This is a genomic window from Pseudomonas sp. ABFPK, from assembly GCF_001586765.1.
GTDB classification, from domain to species: Bacteria; Pseudomonadota; Gammaproteobacteria; order Pseudomonadales; family Pseudomonadaceae; genus Aquipseudomonas; species Aquipseudomonas asiatica.
In genome coordinates this window covers 1-20,184 of the sequence record NZ_LQXW01000002.1, presented here as the reverse complement: position 1 = coordinate 20,184, position 20,184 = coordinate 1, and the positions used below count along the sequence as shown (strand labels likewise).

17 protein-coding genes are annotated in these 20,184 nt (G+C 63.0%); 11 read left to right on the top strand and 6 right to left on the bottom strand.

The window, feature by feature from the left end:
• Positions 1-138: 138 nt before the first annotated feature.
• Entirely contained in the window at positions 139-1,026 is an 888-nt protein-coding gene (locus WM94_RS28675) for an NAD(P)-dependent oxidoreductase (protein WP_003258940.1), read from the top strand.
• Here the strand turns inward: WM94_RS28675 and WM94_RS02180 are convergent.
• Together WM94_RS02180 and rapA are read right to left on the bottom strand one after the other, a co-directional pair.
• Positions 926-3,190 carry a bifunctional diguanylate cyclase/phosphodiesterase gene (locus tag WM94_RS02180; protein ID WP_061550332.1) on the bottom strand — a complete coding sequence of 755 codons (2,265 nt, stop codon included), beginning with the start codon at positions 3,188-3,190 and terminating at the stop codon, positions 926-928. The two genes, WM94_RS28675 and WM94_RS02180, sit on opposite strands and share 101 nt — an antisense overlap.
• A gap of 292 nt (positions 3,191-3,482) precedes the next feature.
• Positions 3,483-6,329 (bottom strand): RNA polymerase-associated protein RapA, encoded by a 2,847-nt coding sequence (gene rapA / locus WM94_RS02175; protein ID WP_061550331.1) that lies wholly within the window; start codon positions 6,327-6,329, stop codon positions 3,483-3,485.
• Positions 6,330-6,490: 161 nt separating this feature from the next.
• Between rapA and WM94_RS02170 the strand changes: the two genes are divergently transcribed.
• The 7 genes from WM94_RS02170 (at position 6,491) to WM94_RS02150 (ending at position 11,396) form a co-directional block, all read left to right on the top strand.
• Positions 6,491-7,186: a M949_RS01915 family surface polysaccharide biosynthesis protein gene (locus tag WM94_RS02170; protein ID WP_047595771.1), complete on the top strand. Its 696-nt coding sequence runs from the start codon at positions 6,491-6,493 to the stop codon at positions 7,184-7,186.
• A 63-nt stretch (positions 7,187-7,249) separates the two neighbouring features.
• Positions 7,250-7,579, top strand: coding sequence for a hypothetical protein (locus WM94_RS02165; RefSeq protein ID WP_003258942.1), 330 nt, complete (start codon positions 7,250-7,252; stop codon positions 7,577-7,579).
• A gap of 67 nt (positions 7,580-7,646) precedes the next feature.
• Positions 7,647-7,808 carry a hypothetical protein gene (locus WM94_RS30365; RefSeq protein WP_003258944.1) on the top strand — a complete coding sequence of 54 codons (162 nt, stop codon included), beginning with the start codon at positions 7,647-7,649 and terminating at the stop codon, positions 7,806-7,808.
• Between the two features lie 135 nt (positions 7,809-7,943).
• A complete protein-coding gene (ccoM, locus tag WM94_RS31015; protein ID WP_025340347.1) occupies positions 7,944-8,060 on the top strand; it encodes a cytochrome c oxidase subunit CcoM in 117 nt (38 codons plus the stop codon).
• 272 nt (positions 8,061-8,332) lie between these two features.
• The gene (locus WM94_RS02160; RefSeq protein ID WP_061550330.1) at positions 8,333-10,321 is read left to right on the top strand and encodes an FUSC family protein; all 1,989 of its coding nucleotides are present in this window, start codon (positions 8,333-8,335) and stop codon (positions 10,319-10,321) included.
• A complete protein-coding gene (locus WM94_RS02155; protein WP_013973910.1) occupies positions 10,308-10,514 on the top strand; it encodes a DUF1656 domain-containing protein in 207 nt (68 codons plus the stop codon). The genes WM94_RS02160 and WM94_RS02155 overlap by 14 nt, the downstream gene beginning before the upstream one ends.
• 12 nt (positions 10,515-10,526) lie before the next feature.
• Positions 10,527-11,396: an HlyD family secretion protein gene (locus WM94_RS02150; RefSeq protein ID WP_061550329.1), complete on the top strand. Its 870-nt coding sequence runs from the start codon at positions 10,527-10,529 to the stop codon at positions 11,394-11,396.
• A 38-nt stretch (positions 11,397-11,434) separates the two neighbouring features.
• Here WM94_RS02150 and WM94_RS02145 read toward each other — a convergent pair whose 3' ends face one another.
• Entirely contained in the window at positions 11,435-12,193 is a 759-nt protein-coding gene (locus tag WM94_RS02145) for an SDR family NAD(P)-dependent oxidoreductase (protein ID WP_013973908.1), read from the bottom strand.
• Between the two features lie 112 nt (positions 12,194-12,305).
• Here WM94_RS02145 and WM94_RS02140 point away from each other — a divergent pair, with 112 nt between their 5' ends.
• Together WM94_RS02140 and WM94_RS02135 are read left to right on the top strand one after the other, a co-directional pair.
• Positions 12,306-13,214 carry a LysR family transcriptional regulator gene (locus WM94_RS02140; protein ID WP_061550328.1) on the top strand — a complete coding sequence of 303 codons (909 nt, stop codon included), beginning with the start codon at positions 12,306-12,308 and terminating at the stop codon, positions 13,212-13,214.
• A 123-nt stretch (positions 13,215-13,337) separates the two neighbouring features.
• A complete protein-coding gene (locus tag WM94_RS02135) occupies positions 13,338-13,673 on the top strand; it encodes a DUF2025 family protein (protein WP_013973906.1) in 336 nt (111 codons plus the stop codon).
• A 179-nt stretch (positions 13,674-13,852) separates the two neighbouring features.
• On the opposite strand, the gene WM94_RS02130 is transcribed toward WM94_RS02135, so the two are convergent.
• Together WM94_RS02130 and WM94_RS02125 are read right to left on the bottom strand one after the other, a co-directional pair.
• Positions 13,853-16,438: an EAL domain-containing protein gene (locus WM94_RS02130; RefSeq protein ID WP_061550327.1), complete on the bottom strand. Its 2,586-nt coding sequence runs from the start codon at positions 16,436-16,438 to the stop codon at positions 13,853-13,855.
• A 51-nt stretch (positions 16,439-16,489) separates the two neighbouring features.
• The gene (locus WM94_RS02125) at positions 16,490-17,563 is read right to left on the bottom strand and encodes a diguanylate cyclase (RefSeq protein ID WP_061550401.1); all 1,074 of its coding nucleotides are present in this window, start codon (positions 17,561-17,563) and stop codon (positions 16,490-16,492) included.
• Positions 17,564-17,693: 130 nt separating this feature from the next.
• On the opposite strand from WM94_RS02125, the gene WM94_RS02120 reads away from it, so the two are divergent.
• Positions 17,694-18,785, top strand: coding sequence for an MBL fold metallo-hydrolase (locus WM94_RS02120; RefSeq protein ID WP_061550326.1), 1,092 nt, complete (start codon positions 17,694-17,696; stop codon positions 18,783-18,785).
• Positions 18,786-18,788: 3 nt separating this feature from the next.
• Here WM94_RS02120 and WM94_RS02115 read toward each other — a convergent pair whose 3' ends face one another.
• Complete coding sequence (locus tag WM94_RS02115) at positions 18,789-19,685, bottom strand: formate/nitrite transporter family protein (protein ID WP_061550325.1); 897 nt, start codon at positions 19,683-19,685, stop codon at positions 18,789-18,791.
• Between the last annotated feature and the right edge of the window lie 499 nt (positions 19,686-20,184).

Genomic DNA, 20,184 nt, shown 5'->3' with positions numbered 1-20,184 from the left:
TTGCAGCCCTTCGCGGGCATGCCCGCTCCCACAGGTCAGATGTTGCTCTTCAGACCAGCGCTGGTGCTGTGGGAGAGGGCGCGCCCGCGAAGGCCGCAAAGCGGCCCGGATCGATATCGAATTTGTCCGGAGTCATTGATGAACTCAAAACTACCTTCGCTTGGATTCGCCGGCATCGGGCTGATGGGCCTGCCCATGTGTCGGCGCCTGCTGGCAGCGGGTTACCCGCTGACGGTATGGAACCGCAGCCCGGACAAGTGCGCTGCACTGGTCGCGGCTGGCGCGCGCCTGGCCAGCAGCCCTGCCGAACTGTGCCGCGACAGCGACATGGTGCTGCTGTGCCTGGCCGACACGGCCGTGGTCCGCGAGGTGGTGTTCGGCGAGCAAGGCATTGCCCAGGGCGGACGCAGCGGCCAGTTACTGGTCGATTTTTCCAGCCTGGAGCCAACCGCCACTCGTGAAATGGCCGCCGAACTGGCAGCGCTGTGCGGCATGGCCTGGCTGGACGCGCCAGTGTCCGGGGGCACCCCCGGGGCCGAAGCCGGCACCCTGGCGATCATGGTCGGTGGCGAGGCAGCAGACCTGGAGCGTGCGCGCCCGGTACTGCAGGTACTTGGCCAGCGCGTGACGCATATGGGCGCGGTGGGCGCAGGCCAGGTGACCAAGGCCTGCAACCAGATGATCGTGGCCTGCAATGCTCTGGTAATCGCCGAAGTGGTTGCCTTGGCTGAACAGTCCGGTGTCGACGCGACGCTGATCGCCGAAGCGCTGGCGGGCGGTTTTGCCGACTCCAGACCGTTGCAGATCCTCGCTCCGCAAATGGCCGAGAGCCGCTTCGAGCCGATCAAGTGGCATGTGCGCACGCTGCTCAAGGACCTCGATGGCGCGGTCAAATTCTCCCGCGAGCAAGGCTCGGCGACGCCGCTCAGTGGCCTTGCCGCACAATTGATGCGCCTGCACGCAAGCCAGGGGTACCTGCAAAAGGATCCGGCGACTCTGGTTGAGCTGTATCGCAGCAAGGGCTGAACACGCCGCCCTTGTGCCGAACCCGCTCCAGTAGCGAGCGTAGTTCGGCCAGCGGCTCCGGGGGGGCCAGCAGGTAGCCCTGCAGGTAGTCGCAGCCGTGGGCTTGGAGAAACGCCAGCTGTTCGGCGGTTTCCACGCCCTCGCTGACCACCTGCAGATGCAGGGTATGCGCCATGACGATGATCGCCTGGACAATTTCGCGATCCTTCTGGCTGCCCGGCACATCCTGCAGGAAGCTGCGGTCGACCTTAAGCACGTCCAGCGGCAGGCGCTTGAGGTAGGCCAGCGACGAGTAGCCGGTGCCGAAGTCATCGATCGACAGCGCCACGCCCAGGGCGCGTATGCGCGTAAGCAGGTTTACCGTGCGCTGGATGTCACCCATCAAGGCGTTCTCGGTCACTTCCAGTTCCAGCTGTCGGGGTGCGAGCCCGGCGTGGAACAGCGCCTTTTCCACTTCGTTGGGCAGTTCGTCGTGGCTGAGGGTGACGGCCGAACAATTGACCGTGACCTTGAGGTTTCCATGACCGTGGCGCTGCAGATAGGCCAGGTCGGCGCAGGCGTGGCGCAGCACCCACAGATCGAGGTCGATGATCAGCCCGTTGGCCTCTGCGATGGCGACAAAACGATCGGGCCCGAGCAGGCCGTGTTGCGGGTGTTGCCAGCGCACCAGGGCCTCCAGTTTGGCCACTTGCCTGCTGCGCAGGTCGAAGATCGGCTGGTAGTGCACGCATAGCCCATGCTCCTCGAGCAGCGCCACCCGCAGTTCCTCTTCCAGTTGCAGAGCAATCGAGGCCTGGGTCTTCAGGCTGTCGTTGAAGAAGTTCAGGCTGTTGCGCCCGTTACCCTTGGACTGGTACAGGGCAAGGTCTGCATGCTTGAGCAGCTCTTCGGCGGTGGTGCCGTCGTCGGGGAAGATGCTGATGCCGATGCTGGTGGTCATGACCATGCGCCGGCCGCCCAGGTTTATGGGCTCTTTCATCCTCTGCATGATGCGCTGGGCCAGGTGGCGGGCTTCGTCGCGGTTGGTGAGGCTGGTGACCACGCAGAACTCGTCGCCGCCCAGGCGTGCGACCAGGTCGCGGTTTCGGGTGGCGGCCTTGATGTGTCCGGCGATCACTTTGAGCAGCTCGTCGCCGGCGTCGTGACCGAGGCTGTCGTTTATGCGCTTGAAATGGTCGATGTCGAGGAACATCACCGCCAGGTGGCTTTCCGTGGCCTGGTGCTCGGCCAGGCGTTCGGCGAACACCTGGTTGAAACCGCGGCGGTTGACCAGGTTGGTCAGGGCGTCGTAGTGCGCGGCCTGCTGCAGCGAAGCGCGGGCCTGGTCCAGTTGGCTGAGCAGCACGCTGACCCGGCGCAGGTCGTGCTCCTTGCTTTGCAGCTTCTTGTCGGCCAGTGCGGTACTGATGCTGGCAGCACTGATCAGCATGGTGATGAAGCCGATGCCCAGCGCCAGTTGCAGGCTGTTGTCGCCAGACGGCAGGCGCAGGGCGGTGTCGGCCGGGATGACCAGGGTCATGGCCGACATCGCGGTGAAGTGGGTGGCAACGATACCACCAGCCATCAGCAGGCTGGCGCCGTACTTCATGGCCTGGTGCAAGGTACCGCTGCCCTGCCGGAAGTAGCGGGCCAGGTATAGCGCGGTCAGGCTGGTGAGCAGGGCAATGGTGGCAGAGGCCAGCAGCAGGCCGGTCTGGTAGTACTGGCGGGCACCGGTTTCCAGGGCGGCCATGCCTACGAAGTGCATCAGGATGATGCCCAGGCCGATCAGTACTGCACTTTGCAGGTAATGGATTGCGCGCATCTGGCTGCGGTCGAGGCTGTGCATGGCCAGCCAGGCGACGGCCAGTGCGATGAGCAGCGAAAGAATGGTCAGGGACGCGTCGTAGTGCACTTCCACTGGCGCCTGGAAGGCCAGCATGCTGATGAAATGCATGGCCCAGATACCACCTGCCAGGCAGCAGGCACCAAGCATGTTCCATTGTCGGTGGGCGGTGGGGTCTTCGCTGTGGGATTGTCGCTCGGCCATGTCCAGCGTGGCGAAGCAGGCCGCACAGGCGACGAGGTAGGCAAGCAGAACCAGGAACGGTTCATGCCGGCAATCGATGACGATGCGCCCGGTTGCCGGCAGGTCGGCGAACAGTTGCAGCCCAAGCCATTCCATGGAATGCCTCATGATCGAGTTTTCACTCGTCTGCGCTAAACCCTGTGCAGACTGTCCAGAGGCAGTATAGGAAGAGGTGTTTAAGCCTTCCTGACTAATGGCACATTGATTCCTACGATTTGGTTATGGAATCAATCGCCGCCAAGAATATCGGCTCGCATTTTGTAGGAGCGGCCTTGTGTCGCGATGGGCTGCGCAGCAGCCCCAGATTTCTGCACTACCGCAAAAATTCTGGGGCTGCTGCGCAGCCCATCGCGACACAAGGCCGCTCCTACACGGGTGCGGGGAAAGACTAGCCAGCCACCAGCACGCGAATGGCTTCCAGGCGCAAGGCGGCCTTTTCCAGCATCGCCAGGCCCTCTTCACGCTGCTTGCGCAGCGCTTCGATCTCGCTGTCGCGCACGCTCGGGTTGACCGCTTGCAGGGCGACCAGACGGGCCAGTTCTTCGTCGGCCTCCGCTGTAAGGCGGCGCTGGGCCTCGGCCACGCGCTCGACGTGGGCCGGCATGACCTTGGCCTCGCCGCTGCCGATGCGCTGGGCCAGCACGTCACGCTGGGCCTGGACGAACTTGTTGGCGCTGGCGCGTGGCACGCTTTCCAGCTGGTCGTTGAGGGTTTCGAAGGCCACGCGGGACGCCAGGTCGTTGCCGTTGGCATCTAGCAGGCAGCGCAATGCCGCCGGTGGCAGGTAACGCCCCAGTTGCAGGCTGCGCGGTGCCACCACCTCGCTGACGAACAGCAGTTCAAGCAGCACGGTCCCAGGTTTGAGCGCCTTGTTCTTGATCAGCGCCACAGCGGTGTTGCCCATCGAGCCGGACAGCACCAGGTCCATGCCGCCTTGTACCATCGGGTGTTCCCAGGTGAGGAACTGCATGTCCTCGCGCGACAGCGCCTGGCCACGGTCGTAGGTGATGGTAACGCCTTCGTCGTCACCCAGCGGGAAGCTGGCGTCGAGCATCTTTTCGCTCGGCTTGAGGATCAGGGCGTTCTCGGAATGGTCTTCGCTGTCGATGCCGAAGGCGTCGAACAGGGTTTCCATGTAGATCGGCAGGGCGAACTGGTCGTCCTGTTCGAGAATGTCCTCGACCAGCGCCTGGCCTTCGCCGGCACCGCCGGAGTTGAGCTCCAGCAGACGGTCACGGCCGGTATGCAGTTCGGCTTCCAGGCGTTCGCGTTCGCTGCGGGCGTCGGCCACCAGGGCTTCCCAGGCCTTGCTTTCGCCACCTTCAAGCAGTGGCAGCAGGCGCGGGCCGAACTGGTGCTGCAGGGCGTTGCCGGTAGGGCAGGTGTTGAGGAAGGCGTTGAGGCCTTCGTGGTACCACTGGAACAGGCGCTCTTGCGGGCTGTCCTGCAGGTACGGGATATGCAACTGGATGGTGTGCTTCTGGCCGATACGGTCGAGGCGGCCGATGCGCTGTTCGAGCAGGTCGGGGTGCGCCGGCAGGTCGAACATCACCAGATGGTGGGCAAACTGGAAGTTGCGGCCTTCACTGCCGATCTCGGAGCAGATCAGCACCTGCGCGCCGAACTCTTCGTCAGCGAAGTAGGCGGCGGCGCGGTCGCGTTCGAGGATGCTCATGCCCTCATGGAACACCGAGGCCGGGATGCCGGAGCGCACGCGCAGGGCGTCCTCCAGGTCCATCGCGGTTTCGGCATGGGCGCAGATCACCAGCACCTTGGTACGCTTTAGCATCTTCAGGGTGTCGATCAGCCAGTCGACGCGCGGGTCGAAACGCCACCAGCGCTCGTCATCGGCCACCTCGCCCTGGGCCTGGAAGGCGACTTCCGGGTACAGCTCGGCATGTTCGCCAGCTGGCAGGTCGCGGTACTGCTCGGGCGTCGCCAGTGGGTAAGGGTGCAGCTGGCGCTCAGGGAAGCCCTGGATCGCCGCGCGGGTGTTACGGAACAGCACGCGGCCGGTGCCGTGGCGGTCGAGCAGCTCACGGATCAGGCGCGCGCTGGCCTGGGTATCGCCGTCGCTGACCGCAGCCAGCAAGGCTTCGCCTTCGGCACCCAGGAAGCCCTGGATGGTGGCGTGGGCCTTGGGCGACAGGCGGCCTTCGTCGAGCAGTTCCTGTACGGCTTCGGCCACCGGGCGATAGTGCTCACTCTCGGCGCGGAAGGCGGCCAGGTCGTGGAAACGGTTGGGGTCGAGCAGGCGCAGGCGGGCGAAGTGACTGTCCTGGCCGAGCTGCTCGGGGGTGGCGGTGAGCAGCAGCACGCCCGGGATCACCTGGGCCAGCTGTTCGACCAGGCCGTATTCGGCGCTGACCTGGTCTTCGTGCCAGACCAGGTGGTGGGCTTCGTCCACCACCATCAGGTCCCAGCCAGCGGCGAACAGCGCGTCCTGGGCCTTTTCGTCTTCTACCAGCCACTCCAGGGCCACCAGCGCCAGCTGGGCATCCTCGAACGGGTTGCTGGCATCGCTTTCGATGAAACGCTCAGCGTCGAACAAGGCCACCTGCAGGTTGAAGCGGCGGCGCATTTCCACCAGCCACTGGTGCTGGAGGTTTTCCGGTACCAGGATCAGTACGCGGCTGGCGCGGCCAGACAGCAGCTGGCGGTGGATCACCAGGCCGGCTTCGATGGTTTTGCCCAGGCCCACTTCGTCGGCCAGCAAGACGCGCGGCGCGCTGCGGTCGGCGACTTCGCGGGCGATGTGCAACTGGTGGGCGATGGGTTGGGCACGGCAGCCGCCCAGGCCCCACAGCGCCGACTGCATCTGCTTGCTGGTGTGCTGCAGGGTGTTGTAGCGCAGGCTGAACCACGACAGCGGGTCGATCTGCCCGGCGAACAGGCGGTCGCTGGCCAGGCGGAACTGGATGAAGTTCGACAACTGGGTTTCCGGCAGGGTGCGCGGCTGGTTCTGCCCGTCCAGGCCGTGGTAGACCATCAGCCCGTCGATGTCCTCGACCTCGCGCACGGTCAGCTTCCAGCCTTCGAAGTGGGTGATCTGGTCACCTGGCGAGAAGCGCACGCGGGTCAGCGGCGCATTGCGCAGGGAATACTGGCGGGTGTCGCCAGTGGCCGGGTAGAGCACGGTCAACAGGCGGCCATCCTGCGCCAGGATGGTACCCAGGCCGAGCTCGGCTTCGCTGTCGCTGATCCAGCGTTGCCCCGGTTGATACTGCTGCGCCATACTGCCTGAACTCCCGCGATGAAAAAGCCGGTTATGTTAACGGATCGGCCGGTCAGACCAAAGTGCCGAGCGCATCGAAAGGTGCCGAAGTGCGATAGGTAGCAACAGTCTAGCCGCTTCATCGTCCCCCACCGTGCTGCCGACGAGGGCTCCGGATCAACATGTCTGCCAAGCACCGCTGGATCAGCGCTTCGATGGCCGTGGGCAGCCTGTTGCTGCTGGCCGCCTGCGAGCAGAAAAACTTCGAGACCTTGCCCGCCATCCCGATCGAACAGCTCGAGGTGCTGGGCGTACAGACGCCGATCAAGAGCGTGCACTTTCGTGACCGCGACGGTGAAGGCCTGCTGGTGTTGAGCCGCAGCGATGGCCAGGCCAGCGACCCGGAAAGCGAGCAGGAAGTTGACAAGGTGGTACTCAAGGCCACGCTGTACGGGCGCAAGGCCGAAAATGACGCGTTCAAGGCGCGCTGGCAGATCGAACAGGAAACCACCTGCCCGGGCCTGGACCTGGATGTGGACTTCTATAACGACGTCAGCGATGTCGGCGACCTGAACAAGGACGGCATCGCCGAGGTGACGGTTGCCAGCCACGCATTCTGTGGCGGTGGCATCGACCCGCACGACATCGCCATCGAGATGCGCGAAGGGCAGGCCAGCTACAGCATCACCGGCCAGTCGCTGATCACCCCGGCAGGTGAAGAGCCGATCGGCGGTGAGCGTGAGGACAGCGCCTCGCTAAAATCCGCGCCGCAGGTGCTGCGCGAGCACATGGACGCGGTCTGGCAGCAGGTGTACAAGCGGCCCTGGAGCGAGGCCAGCCCACCTAGCGACGATAACCCTGACGACGAAGCCGAATAAGTGTTGTGCATGCCATCAAGGTAAACCCGCGCCTGCCGATACAGGGGGCATAGGAGAACGTCCATGCTGCCACCGATCATTCCGCTCAGTGCCGCCCCGGTGACCTCGCAACAGGACCCGGTCAAGCCGACACCCGACATCAAGCCGGTGGTGCCGACCCAGCCTGCATCCGGTGAAAGTGCCATCGACCTCAAGCAGCAGCGTGACCCGCAGGAGCAGGCGCTGCTGCTGCGCGACGAGCAGCGCCGCCAGCAGCAACGTCGGCAGAAGGGCGACGACGAACGCTACAGTGCAATGCCGGGTGACGAGGTCAACGCCGACAATACCGTGCCGGTGGCGCCGTTGATGGGCGAGCATGTACGCCAGGGGCTGCTGGTGGACATCGAAGTCTGACGCGGGGCTGGTCAGCGCCAGCGCCTGGCTTCATCATGCAAGTCTCAGTTGATCGTCGAGCCCACCCATGAGCCAAGACAACCTCATCGATTTCGATGCCGAACGCGCCAAGCGCGTCCACGACCTCAAGGAAAAGCGCCTGAACGAAATGCGCAATGCGTTCGAGCAGGCCCTGCCGTTGAACAGTGCCAAGAAAAAGAAGCCCAAGGGCAAGCCGAAGAAGCGCTGAAACTTGACGCAGGTCAACCCTGCACCCGCCTCGCGTGCCCGGCCCCGGGCACCATTGACACCGATCAATTTTCCCCGCCCCCACATTGGTTAACTTGCACCCATCGGACAACGGCAAACGAATGGGGAGGCCAGCATGTTCTTCGACAACGTGGTTATCGCCGGAGTGGTAACGGTCGGGTTGATGGTCGTCTTCTTTGCCGGTCTGGGCATTTTCATCTGGAAGGACTCGAACAAGCGCAAACCGCGCTGACCTTCCGGGTACACGAGCACGCAAGGCATTTAGGGCGACTTCGGTCGCCCATTTTTTTGCCTGCAATTTTTGTGTTGCCTGTCCCGGCCCTTTCGCAGCACAAGGCTGCTCCTACACAGTATCTGTAGGAGCAGCCTTGTGCTGCGAAAGGGCCGGGACAGGACGATCTGCACCTCCTGTAAAGATGATTAGCTAGCTAATTAATCGTTTCCGCTTTATCCTTCCCACCATTGTCTATCTTTCTACAAGACCATCCCCTCAAGGTCCGTCTCGTGCCCATCACCTTCCAGGCCCTGTTCGCTCCCAGCAGCCTCGCCCTCAAGTTCGCCACCAAGACCCTGCTCGGTGGCGGCCTGGCCCTGTGGCTGGCGATGCGCTGGGGCCTGGAGCAACCGTCCTGGGCCCTGATGACCGCTTTCATCGTCGCCCAGCCGTTGTCAGGCATGGTAGTGCAGAAGGGCCTGGCGCGGCTGGCCGGCACCCTGGTCGGCACGTTTATGTCGGTGCTGTTCATCGGTCTGTTTGCCCAGACCCCCGGTCTGTTCCTGCTCACCTTGGCCCTGTGGCTGGCCCTGTGTACCGCCGCCTCCACACAGTTGCGCAGCGCCTGGGCCTATGCCTTCGTGTTGGCAGGCTACACGGCGGCGATCATTGCCCTGCCGGCCATCGATCACCCACTGCAGGTGTTCGACCAGGCCGTGGCGCGCTGTACCGAGATCTGCCTGGGTATCTTCTGTGCCACCGCCAGCAGCGCCTTGCTCTGGCCCATGCGGGTAGAGCAGCAACTGGGCGGGCAGGCACGTCAGGCCTGGCAAAACGGCCTGCAGGCCGCCAGTGCCATGCTGGGCGGTGAAGACGAGGCGCGCAAAGGCCTGCTGGAAAGCCTGGGGCGTATCGTTGCCATCGACAGCCAACGCGAACACGCCTGGTTCGAAGGCAACCGCGGGCGCCAGCGCGCTCGTGCCATTCGCGGCCTGAGCCAGAAACTGATGGTGCTGCTGCGCATTTCCCGTTCGGTGCGCCGCCAGTGGCGGCAACTTGATGAGAGCGAGGCCGAACGCCTGGCGCCCTGGCTGGAGGAGGTGCGCGCACTGTTGGGCAAGCCCGATCAGCCGAGCCTTTTGCTTCTACGCCAGCGCATCTGGGATGCTGCCCACGATGATCAGATCAGCCCGGCGGAGCACTTTTGCCTGGCACGCATGGCACTGCTGCTGGATTACGCCATGGCTGCCAGCCAGGCGTTGGAGGATGTGGAGGCGGGCAGGGCGCCCAAGGATGTGTCTCAGGGCCTGGCTGCGCACCGCGACTGGTCGCTGGCCTTGCTGTTCGGCTCACGCAGTGCGCTGGCGTTTCTGGTGATGAGTGGTTTCTGGCTGGCCACCGCCTGGCCTTCGGCACCGGGTGGCCTGGTGCTGACCTGTGTGGTCTGCAGCCTGTTCGCCAGCCGCGAGAATGGCGCGCAGATCGGCCTGAGTTTTTTGCGCGGGATCCTCCTAGCAATACCGGCGGCGTTTCTGGTCGGGCAAATTCTGCTGCCGCAATGGAGCAGCTTCGCCATGCTCTGCCTGGGTATGGGGGTACCGCTGTTTCTTGGTGCGCTGGGCATGGCTCACCCGAGGACCGGGGCCACGGCTACTTCTTATTGCCTGCATTTCATTGTGCTGGTGTCGCCGCTCAACGCCATGCAGTTCGGCGTGGCCACCATGCTCAACAGTGCCTTGGCCATGCTGGTGGGTGTGTCGGCAGCGGTGATGGCCTTCCGCTTGTTGGTGTTTCGCCACCCGGCCTGGCTGGGCCAGCGCCTGCGGGCGGCGACCCAGAATGACTTGGTGCGCCTGACCCGGCGCGACCTGCGCGGGGCCGACAGCTGGTTTGGCGGGCGTATGGCCGACCGCCTGATGCAACTGGCGCGGCATGCCGGCGACCTGCCCGAGAGCGAACGCAAGCGCTGGGACGACGGCCTGCACGGCCTGGATATCGGCGACGAACTGGTGCATTTGCGCATGTGCCTGGCGGTCGCCCAGGCCCCGTTGGGACGGGCCGAGCGTGAATACCTGCAGCAGGTGGAGGCAGTGCTGGCCAAAGGGCCGGCGCCAGGGCGTGGACAGAGCCTGGATGCCGCAAGCGAACAGTTCATTGGCGCCTTGCGCCGTCTACCCTCCAGCGATCCGCTGCGGTTGGCCGAAGGGGCGGTGCTGCAACTGCAAAAAAGCTGGGGCAAGTGGTGCCGTTGGCAGGAGGAATCCCATGGGGTTGCGTGAGTGGGAATTGGGCGGCGTGCTGTTCAGCCCTTTCCTGGTTTATGTGTTGATGGCGCTGGTGCTTACCGGCGTGTTGCGTCTGGTGGTGCAGGCCACGCCGTTGGGGCGCTGGATCTGGCATGAAGCGCTGTTCGATGCGGCGTTGTTCGTTTGTGTGTTGTTCCTGGTAGTGCGACTGCTGGGAGCTTTATAAAGGAGTGTTTCGATGCGTGTGGCCGTACGTACCCTGGTCACCTTGTGTGTGGTGGCCCTTGCCGTCTTCGCCGGCTATCAGCTGTGGCAGTACTACATGCTCACCCCCTGGACCCGCGATGCCCGTGTGCGCGCCGATGTGGTGGTGATCGCCCCCGATGTGTCTGGCTGGGTGCGCGAGCTGAAGGCCCGTGACAATCAGCAGGTCAAGGCCGGCGACCTGCTGATGAGCATCGACCGCGAACGCTTCCAGGCGGCTTTCGACCAAGCCAGCGCAGTGACCGAAACCCGCAGCCAGCAGCTGCGCCTGCGCGAACGTGAAGCGGCCCGGCGTACCGCACTTGGGCCGGAGGCGATCAGTGCCGAATTGCGGGAAAACGCCCAGATCAATGCGGCCATCGCCCGCGGTGAGCTGCATGAAGCCGAGGCACAATTGCAGGTCGCCAAAATCAACCTGGCGCGCAGTGAAGTGCGGGCGCCGCGCAGCGGGCATATCACCAACTTGCGCCTGGCCGAGGGCAACTATGTGAATACCGGGGAGGCGGTGATGGCCCTAGTGGACGATTCAACCTTCTATATCCAGGCCTATTTCGAGGAAACCAAGCTGCCACGCATTCGTGTGGGGGATGCGGTGAAGGTCTGGCTGATGGGCGCGGGCGAACCGATGCAAGGGCATGTGGAAAGCATCAGCCGTGGTATCACCGACCGCAACAGCAACCCGGACAGCCAGTTGCTGCCGGAGGTTGAGCCGACCTTCAACTGGGTACGCCTGGCGCAGCGGATACCGGTGAGGATTCGCCTGGACCAGGTGCCGGAGGGGGTGACCCTGAGTGCGGGAATGACGGCCAGTGTGCAGGTGCACGAGGAGCAAAACCGGCCGTGAGGGCCAAGGGGCTGCTCAGCAGCCCCAGATCCTCGATTTCAGAGGAACATCCCGCCCGAAACCTCTAGCCGTTGCCCGTTGATCCAGCCGTTGCCATCTTCCAGCAACAGCGCAATCGCTGCCCCGATATCATCCGGCAAGCCCACCCGCCCCAGCGCCGTGTTGCCGGCAATGTATTCATTAACCTGTCGGTTATCCCGTACCACGCCGCCGCCAAAATCGGTCTCGATCGCCCCCGGCGCCAGAATGTTCACACGAATCCCACGTGCTCCCAGTTCCTTGGCCTGATAGCGGGTCAACACCTCCATCGCCCCCTTCATCGCGGCATAGGCGGCATACCCCGGTAGCGCAAAGCGCGCCAGGCCGGTGGAAATGTTGACGATGCGGCCATTGTCGACCAGCAACGGCAGCAGGCGCTGGGTAAGGAAGAACGGACCTTTCAGCTGGATGTTCAGCAACTGGTCGAACTGTGCCTCGCTGGTTTCGGTGTATGGCACGTTCAATCCGATCCCGGCATTGTTCACCAGAAAGTCGAAGCGCTCGCGGCCGAAGTGTTGCTGCAGGGTTGCGCCGAGGCATTCGGCGAAACCGGCAAAGCTGGCGCTGTCGCTGACGTCCAGTTGCAGCATGATGGCCTTGACCCCGGCCTGCTCCAGCCGGGCGGCGACGGCATGGGCTTCCTCCGCCTTGCTGTGGTAAGTGCCGATGACATCGATGCCGCGTGCGGCCAGGTGTTCTGCGGTGTTGCGGCCCAGGCCGCGGCTGGCGCCAGTGATCAGGGCAATCTTGCGGGTCATGGTGAAAACCTCATGGTGGGCTGATGAGCACAGGTTATTGGTCGGTGTGGTGCTGTTAAATCCAGCGAATATGGAAATACTGTTCGGTAAAACCGGATAGACGAGGGCTGAATTGAACAAGCTGGAGTTGTTGCGCACCTTTGTTCGGGTCTGCGAGGTCAGCAGTTTCACCCTGGCTGCAGAGAGCTTGGGGCTGCCCCGTTCGACTGTGTCGGAGCAGGTCAGGGCGCTCGAGCGTTTACTGGGTACGCAGCTGTTCAACCGCACCACCCGCCGGGTACAGGCGACCCAGGATGGCGTCTTGCTGTACGAGCGCAGCAAGGACCTGCTGTCGGGCATGGACGAAATCGAGGGCTTGTTCCGCGCCGACGATGCCGAGCTGGCCGGGCGCCTGCGCGTCGATCTGCCGACAATGATGGCCCGGCGGGTCATCATCCCGGCGTTGCCGCAGTTTTTGCAGCGCTTCCCGCGCCTGGAGGTGGAGCTCAGTTGTACCGACCGCCAGGTCGACCTGCTGCGTGAAGGCTTCGATTGCGTCATGCGCATTGGTGCCCTGCATGACCTGGATGTGGTGGCGCGCCCGGTCGGCCAACTAAGCATGCGCAACTGTGCCAGCCCTGCCTACCTTGCACGCTACGGCGTGCCGCGCACGCTGCAGGACCTGGCCGAGCATCACTTGGTGCATTACGTGCGCACTCTGGGGGGGCGTAGTGCCGGTTTCGAATTTCTGCAGGACGGTGAACTGCATTTCCAGGCCATGGCCGGCGTGGTCACAGTGAACAATGCCGAGGCCTACTCGGCGGCCTGCCTGGCCGGGCTGGGGCTGATTCAGGTGCCGGCGGTGGGCGTGGCCGAGCACCTGCAGCGCGGTGAGCTGGTTTCGGTACTGGAAGGCTGGCAGGCGCCGGCCATGCCCGTATCACTGCTTTATGCCCGGCAACGGCACGTGCCACGCCGGGTGCAGGCCTTCATGCAATGGTTGGGCGAGGTGCTGCATTCACAGGTTGACGGTGGTTGCTGATCGATGAAAACCGTGGCGCCTGTGTGATGGCTTGCGTTAGGCTGCCAGTCACGAGTTGCCCGGCAGAGGCAACCCTTTCCCGCCTGGCGTGCGTATCTTCCGATTTCATTGCGAGGTTACGTCATGGCCATCACTTCACAGGACATCTGCAACGCTGCCGACCAGCTCAAGGGCTTCGTCGGTTTTCATGGCAAGCGCGGCGTGCATATCGTGCGTTTTTCCGAAGACTCTTTCGGCATGGACGTGGCCGATGCCAGCATCACGCCCTGCAGCGAGTTTGTCTGGCGGCCCGAGCAAGGGCAGCGCATGGCTCTTTGCCGCGAACGGCTGGCGCTGTTGCTGGAGCAGCATGTGGATGACCGTTTGAACATCGGTGAACCGCTGCGCACCTACCTGCGCCGGCGCGACCTGCCGGAAATCGTGGCTGAGCGCAGCTTGCAGCGGGACTCCGCTCTGTAATAGCGGAGTAACTGCCTCGCTCGAATACCGAAAACCTGCACCATCACTGTGGGAGCGGGTTCACCCGCGAACACCGGCGAAGCCGGTGCCATATACCGCGTTGCATTCTTCGCGGGTGAACCCGCTCCCACAGGGGGTGTGCAAGTATCAAACCTGCACTAGACAGTTACCTCCACGCGCTACAGGTAGGGCGCCGAGCGCTGGGATGCCTGCTGCAACAACGCCTCGAGCCCCGCACTGTTCAGAGGCCTGCTCAGGTAATAGCCTTGCACTTCATGGCAACGGTCCTTCTGCAGTGCCCTGAGCTGCTGCTCGCTTTCCACTCCTTCGGCCGTCACCGTCAGCCCCATCGCTTCACCCAGGTTGATGATGGCCTGGACCACCGCGCGGTCGCTGCCAGCGGTGTTGTTCAGCCCGCCGATGAAGCGTTTGTCGATCTTAATGCTGTCGAACGGGTAGGTGCGCAAGTAGCCCAGCGACGAGTAGCCGGTGCCGAAGTCGTCCATGTTCAGGCGAACGCCCAGCTCCTTGAGCGACAGCATGGTGCCCAGCGCGCCTTCGATGTCATTGAGCATCACGTTCTCGGTAATTTCCAGCTCCAGGCGCTGTGCGGGGAAAGCGGTTTCCAGCAGGATCTCGCGTACATCCGCCACCACATCGCTGCGCTGGAACTGCGCAGGTGACAGGTTCACAGAGACCAGAACATCGGCGGGCCAGTCATGGGCAGTGCGGCAGGCTTCGCGCAACACCCAGCGGCCCAGCGCGACAATGATGTCACTCTGTTCGGCCAAGGGAATGAAGGTGTCCGGCCCCAGCAACCCTTCCTGCGGATGCTGCCAGCGCAGCAAGGCCTCGACTGCGACGATGCGCAGGTCGCTGAGGCGGTAGCGCGGCTGGTAGTGCAGCTCGAATTCCTGGTTGCGCAGGGCTCGCCGCATGTCGTTCTCCAGTTGGCGGCGGTACTGGATCTGCTGGTTCATTTCGGCAGCGAAATAGCGCCAGGTGCTCTTGCCGTCGGCCTTGGCCTGGTACAGGGCGATATCGGCGCAGCGGATCAGCTCGCCGGCATCGAAGCCCTGGGTACGGGTCTGGGCGACTCCGATGCTGGCGCCAACATGGAGGGTCTGGCTATCGAAGGCGATCGGTTGCTGCAGCAGGCTGATCAGGCGCGCACAGAAACGGTCGATCTCGCTGCGGTTGTCCATGCCGCTGAGCACCAGGAGGAACTCGTCGCCGCCCAAACGCGCGACCAGGTCGCCGTCGCGGGTAGTGTCGCGCAGGCGGTTCGCTACCTCCTGCAGCACCGCGTCACCGGCGGCATGGCCGAGAGAGTCGTTGATCGGCTTGAAGTTGTCCAGGTCCAGCAGCAGCAAGGTCAGTGGTGGCGAGTCGCTCCCACGTAACAGCGCCTGTTCCAGGTGGCGGGCTAGCTTGTTGCGGTTGGCCAGGCCGGTCAGCGGGTCGTGCAGCGACAGGTGCTGGATGCGTGCATGGGCATCGACTTCGTCGGTGATGTCACTGGCGGTGCCACGAAAACCGACGGGCTTGTCGTCGTACCAGATGGCGCGGGCCGAAATGCGGCAGTAGCGGTTCTGGCCATTCTGGTCGCGGTAGGTGCAGCGCAGGTTGGCCAGCTGTTGCGGGTCGGCCGCGGCCAGGGCATCCAGCCACGGCGAGAGCGGCGTGGTATCGCAGGCCAGCAACTGATTGAGCGGGTGGCCGAGCCAGTCGCCCACAGGGTAACCGGTAACGTTGACAAAACGTTGTGACAGATAGGTGAGGCGTTGCTGCCGATCGGTTTCCCAGATCCAGTCGGATGCCGACTCAGCCACCGCGCGAAAACGCTGTTCGCTGGCCTCCAGGGCCTGGTTGCTCTGCTGAAGATGGGCGAGCGTGAGGTCGATCGCGCGCGAACTGCGCAAGGCATGACGGAACAGGTAGAGCATGACCAGGCCAAGTATCAGCAAGGCTCCCGACAGCGGGGGCAACACAGCACGCAGCAACTGGTGCCCTGGCAGCGGGCTGCTCCAGGACAGGTGGTAGCCGGTATCGCCGAGGTCGATGCGCAGGTGGCCGTGCTCGCCCACATCATTTTTCTCCACGTGCATGCCGGTCAGGCCGGCACCGCTGCTCAGTTGCGCCAGCTTGTCCTCGGTGAGCTGGTCGACAAACAGCATTACCGGCGCCTGGCTGACCTCGCTCTCGGTGACATCCCGGTCCGGGCGCACCGCCGCAGCACTGAGCACGGCCGGCCAACCGTTGAACAGGACGAAACGGGTGATCTGTTCACGGGGGATGGCCGCTGCCCGGGCCTGGTCGATGATTGGCTGCAGCGCTGCATCGATATAGGTATTGGCCGCCGCCTGGGTAGGCTGGCCTCTGAACAAGGCGTAGGTGGTGCGTGCGTCCTCCACCACGAACACTCCCTCATAGCCGCTGGCGCTGTACAGCGACTCGCCCACGTTCTTTTCTTCGTAGGCCCATTTCCAGTCGGCCTGCCCCGCCAGGTGTTCGAAGGCAGCATCCCATACGGCGTAGCTGGACAGGAATTGGCGCGATGCGAGCAACCGTTGCTCCAGCGCCTTGGATGCCTGCGAGGCGCTGCGCTGGCGCTCCTGATGGTCAAGAGTACCCGCGATATTGAACAGGGCGCCGACGATGACCAGGCAAGCCAGGCCGAAAACTGCGCTGAAGCCGGCAATCAAGCGACGCACCTGGAAGCGCGGGGTGGGGCTGGCGGTTGGAAGGTTGGCGGTCCTGGCCATGCGCGAGCGGCTCCTTCAGACAGCCTCCCGCCAGTTAGTCAGGAAGGAGGTTCAATCAGGATAGGCCAGCCTGAGCGTTGCAGCGTCGCTGCGGGCAAAATTGATCTGGTCGCGCCCGGCATGCTTGGCGGTATACAGCGCTTTGTCCGCCTGCTCGAGCCAGTGCTCGGGTGACTCCAGGTCGGCCTCGAATGCCGAAAGGCCGATGCTCAGGCTGATGCGCAGGTGCGGCAACTGCGGGTTGCGGTAGCTGGCGACCCGCTCGCGCAGGCGCTCCATGGCCAGGCACGCTTCGGCTTCGCTGGTATCCGGCAAGATCACGCAGAATTCGTCACCGCCGTAGCGCCCGGCCTGGTCGCCTTCGCGCAGGCTGTGCCGCAGCTCGGCGCCGAGTTGGCGCAGCACACAGTCGCCGACAACGTGACCGAACGTGTCGTTGATGGTCTTGAAGTGGTCGATGTCGATCAGGGCAATCACCGCGTGCCCCTTTTGCTGCTGGCAGGCCTGGAACTTCAGCAGCAGCAGGTCTTTCCAGGCACCGTGGTTGAGCAGGCCGGTCAGGCTGTCGGTGAGGCTCAGTGTACTCAGTCGGCGCTTGTGGTCGGCCAGCTTGATCGCCAGCTGGTAGCAGACCCAGCCCAGCGCCAGTGGGTAGAGCGTCAGCATCGGCAGGCAGGCATAGACCTGCAGGGGCGTGGCGTTCAGTTGCAGGCCAGGGCCCAGCAACAATATGGCGACGAGCATGCCGCCCAACTGGGCCAGCATCCCGCGAACGACCATGCGTTTGCCGCCGGCGGCGACGTTGTTCATGGTCATCATCGAAAGCACGGTCACACTGGGCAATGGATTGAAATGCATGGCGGCGGTCCAGAACCCACCCATCAAGGAGTCCAGAACCAGGTTGCGCTGTTCTGCCTGGTAGGGGGTGGCCGAACGGGCTGCCCACAGGTAGGCCACATGTGGCCACAAAAGGCCATTGAACAGTACCAGCAGCCATGCCCAGGTGGGCGGTGACAGCGGCGCCATGGCGGCCATGACACTGAACAGGCCGATTCCCAGGCCGATGACCCGCGGCAGGTAGATGCGTTTGGCGAATGAAAGTCCTTTGCCGCTGCGTTTATCCATCTTGATCATCGTTCTTCTGCTGAAGCACCGTTTATCGCATAACTCGCATGAATATTGTTGAACAGTGTTTCATCGACGAAAAATGACCTTACAAGCCAATTCATGGTTGATCCGATCACTGTGGGGTAGCATGAAGGCTTTCCTGTTGCTCGGAGTGTTGCTGATGGTCCCTTTGGTCAACTCCGCCGGCGAGCCGGCGCCACAGCGGGAAGGGCGTTTTCACAACCAGGCGTCGTTGCCACAGGATGGCGTATTGAAGAAGTTGCGCATCGGGCTCAAGTATCTGTTCCTGCGCAAACCGCCGCAAACCCGGCCGGCCACACCGGTCAGTCTTCAGCCCATGACCCGCCAGCAGGTGCTCGATGCGCCCGACCGCAGCCTGTGGCGCCTGGGCCATTCCACGGTATTGCTCAAGCTGCGTGGGCGCTTCTTTATTACCGACCCGGTATTCGCCGAGCGCGCCTCGCCAGTGCAGTGGGCCGGCCCGCTGCGTTTCCATGCGCCACCCTTGGCACTGGACCAATTGCCGCCATTGGCTGCGGTGGTACTGTCCCACGATCACTTCGATCATCTGGACGAACAGGCGATTCGCCAACTTGCACCGCGAACAAGTGTGTTCCTGGTCCCGCTGGGCGTAGGCAACCTGCTGATTACCTGGGGCGTGGCACCGGCGAAGGTGCGGCAGCTGGACTGGTGGCAGGAAAGCGAGGTCGAGGGCGTACGCTTTGTCGCCACCCCGGCTCAGCACTTTTCCGGGCGTGGGCTGCTGGACAGCAACCGGACCTTGTGGACGTCGTGGGTGATCGTCGACGAGGATGTGCGGGTATTCTTCAGTGGCGATACCGGCTACTTCGATGGGTTCAAGCAGATTGGCGAGCGTTTCGGGCCGTTCGACCTGACCTTGATCGAGACTGGGGCCTACATCGTCGCTTGGCCCGATGTGCACATGCAGCCGGAGCAGAGCCTGCAGGCCCATCTGGATTTACGCGGGCGTTGGCTGTTACCGATTCACAACGGCACTTTCGACCTGTCCATCCATGGTTGGCAGGAACCGTTCGAACGCATCCTGGCGCTGGCCAACCAGGCACAGGTGCGCCTGAGCACCCCGCAGATGGGGGAGCGGGTCAGCCTTGACTCTCCGCACGCCGGGCAGAACTGGTGGCAGCCACGGCCCTTGCGTCAGCGGGGCCAGCCGAAGGAGCGCGTGGTAGCGGCACGCTGAAGTTCATTCGTTGCCGTTGTTGCGGCGCGCTGAGGGTGGCCGGTTCTCTTTCAGTAGCCGCGAGGGCGGTTTGCCGCTGTCGCTGCGCACCTGTGCATGGCTGATCAATCCGAAGATGAAACTGCCGCCGATGATGTTGCCCGCCAGTGTCGGCAGGGCGAACTCCAGCCAGAAACTGCTCCAGGTTTCATCGCCGGCCCAGACCAGATATGACACCTCGACCGAGCCGACCACTATATGGGTGAAATCGCCCAGGGCCATCAGATAGGTGATCATCAGGATGATCCAGATCTTGGCATGTTCCATCGACGGGATCATCCAGACCATTGTGGCGATCATCCACCCCGATACGATGCCTTTGGCGAACATCTGGCTGACATCGTTCTTCATGACCTTGCGGCCAACCTCCAGGAAAGCCACGTCGGTCTTGCTGTCGAAGATCGGCAGCTCCAGCATTACCCAGGCCACCAGCAAGGTGCCGGCGAGGTTGCCAAGCAGTACCACGCTCCAAAGGCGCAGCAGGCGCCCGAAGTTGGCCAGGGTGGGGGCAGTCATTACCGGCAACACGGCGGTCAGGGTGTTTTCGGTGAACAACTGCTGACGCGCCAGTATCACTGCAAGGAAGCCTGCGCTATAGCCGATGCTGGCGATAACCTGGGCACTGTCCCCCTCCGGCAGGCGTGCGTAGAACAGCCCCATGGCCATAAGCGACAGCCCCATGGACAAGCCTGCGGCCAGTGCCGACCACCACAGTGCGGCGAGTGTTCGTTCCAGTTCCTGGTCGCCCTGGTAACGAATGATCTCGTGAAGCACTGCCGCGCGGGGCGGTTGGTTAAGGCTTACTTCCTGCTCCTCGTCCGCCGACAGGCCTGGGGTTTTCTCGCTTTGCGCATCGCTCATGGCCGCTACGCTCCGTTGGGTGGTGTTTCTCTACAGATTCGCGGCGCTTTCATTAGTTGCCGACGAAGGTAAAACGCTGGCAGAAAGTTTTTTCAGATCAAGGTGTTGACTCTGATCTCAAAGCGCGTATTATTCGCCTCCTCGCAGCGTTGAACGCTTCGAGGCAAGCGGTAAGTTGTTGAAGTTGAAAGGTTTCGAAAGAAACCGGTTGTAAAAAACTTCAAAATAAACGCTTGACAGCAAATGAGGAAAGCGTAGAATGCGCGCCTCGGTTGAGACGAAACGCTCTTAACCAAACGCTCTTTAACAAATCGAATCAAGCAATTCGTGTGGGTGCTTGTGAGTACGGACTGATAGTCACAAAGATTATCAGCATCACAAGTGGCCATGCGAGAAATCACATAGTCATTTGAGATTGCTGAGCCAAGTTTAGGGTTTCTTAAAAACCCAAGCAGTATTGAACTGAAGAGTTTGATCATGGCTCAGATTGAACGCTGGC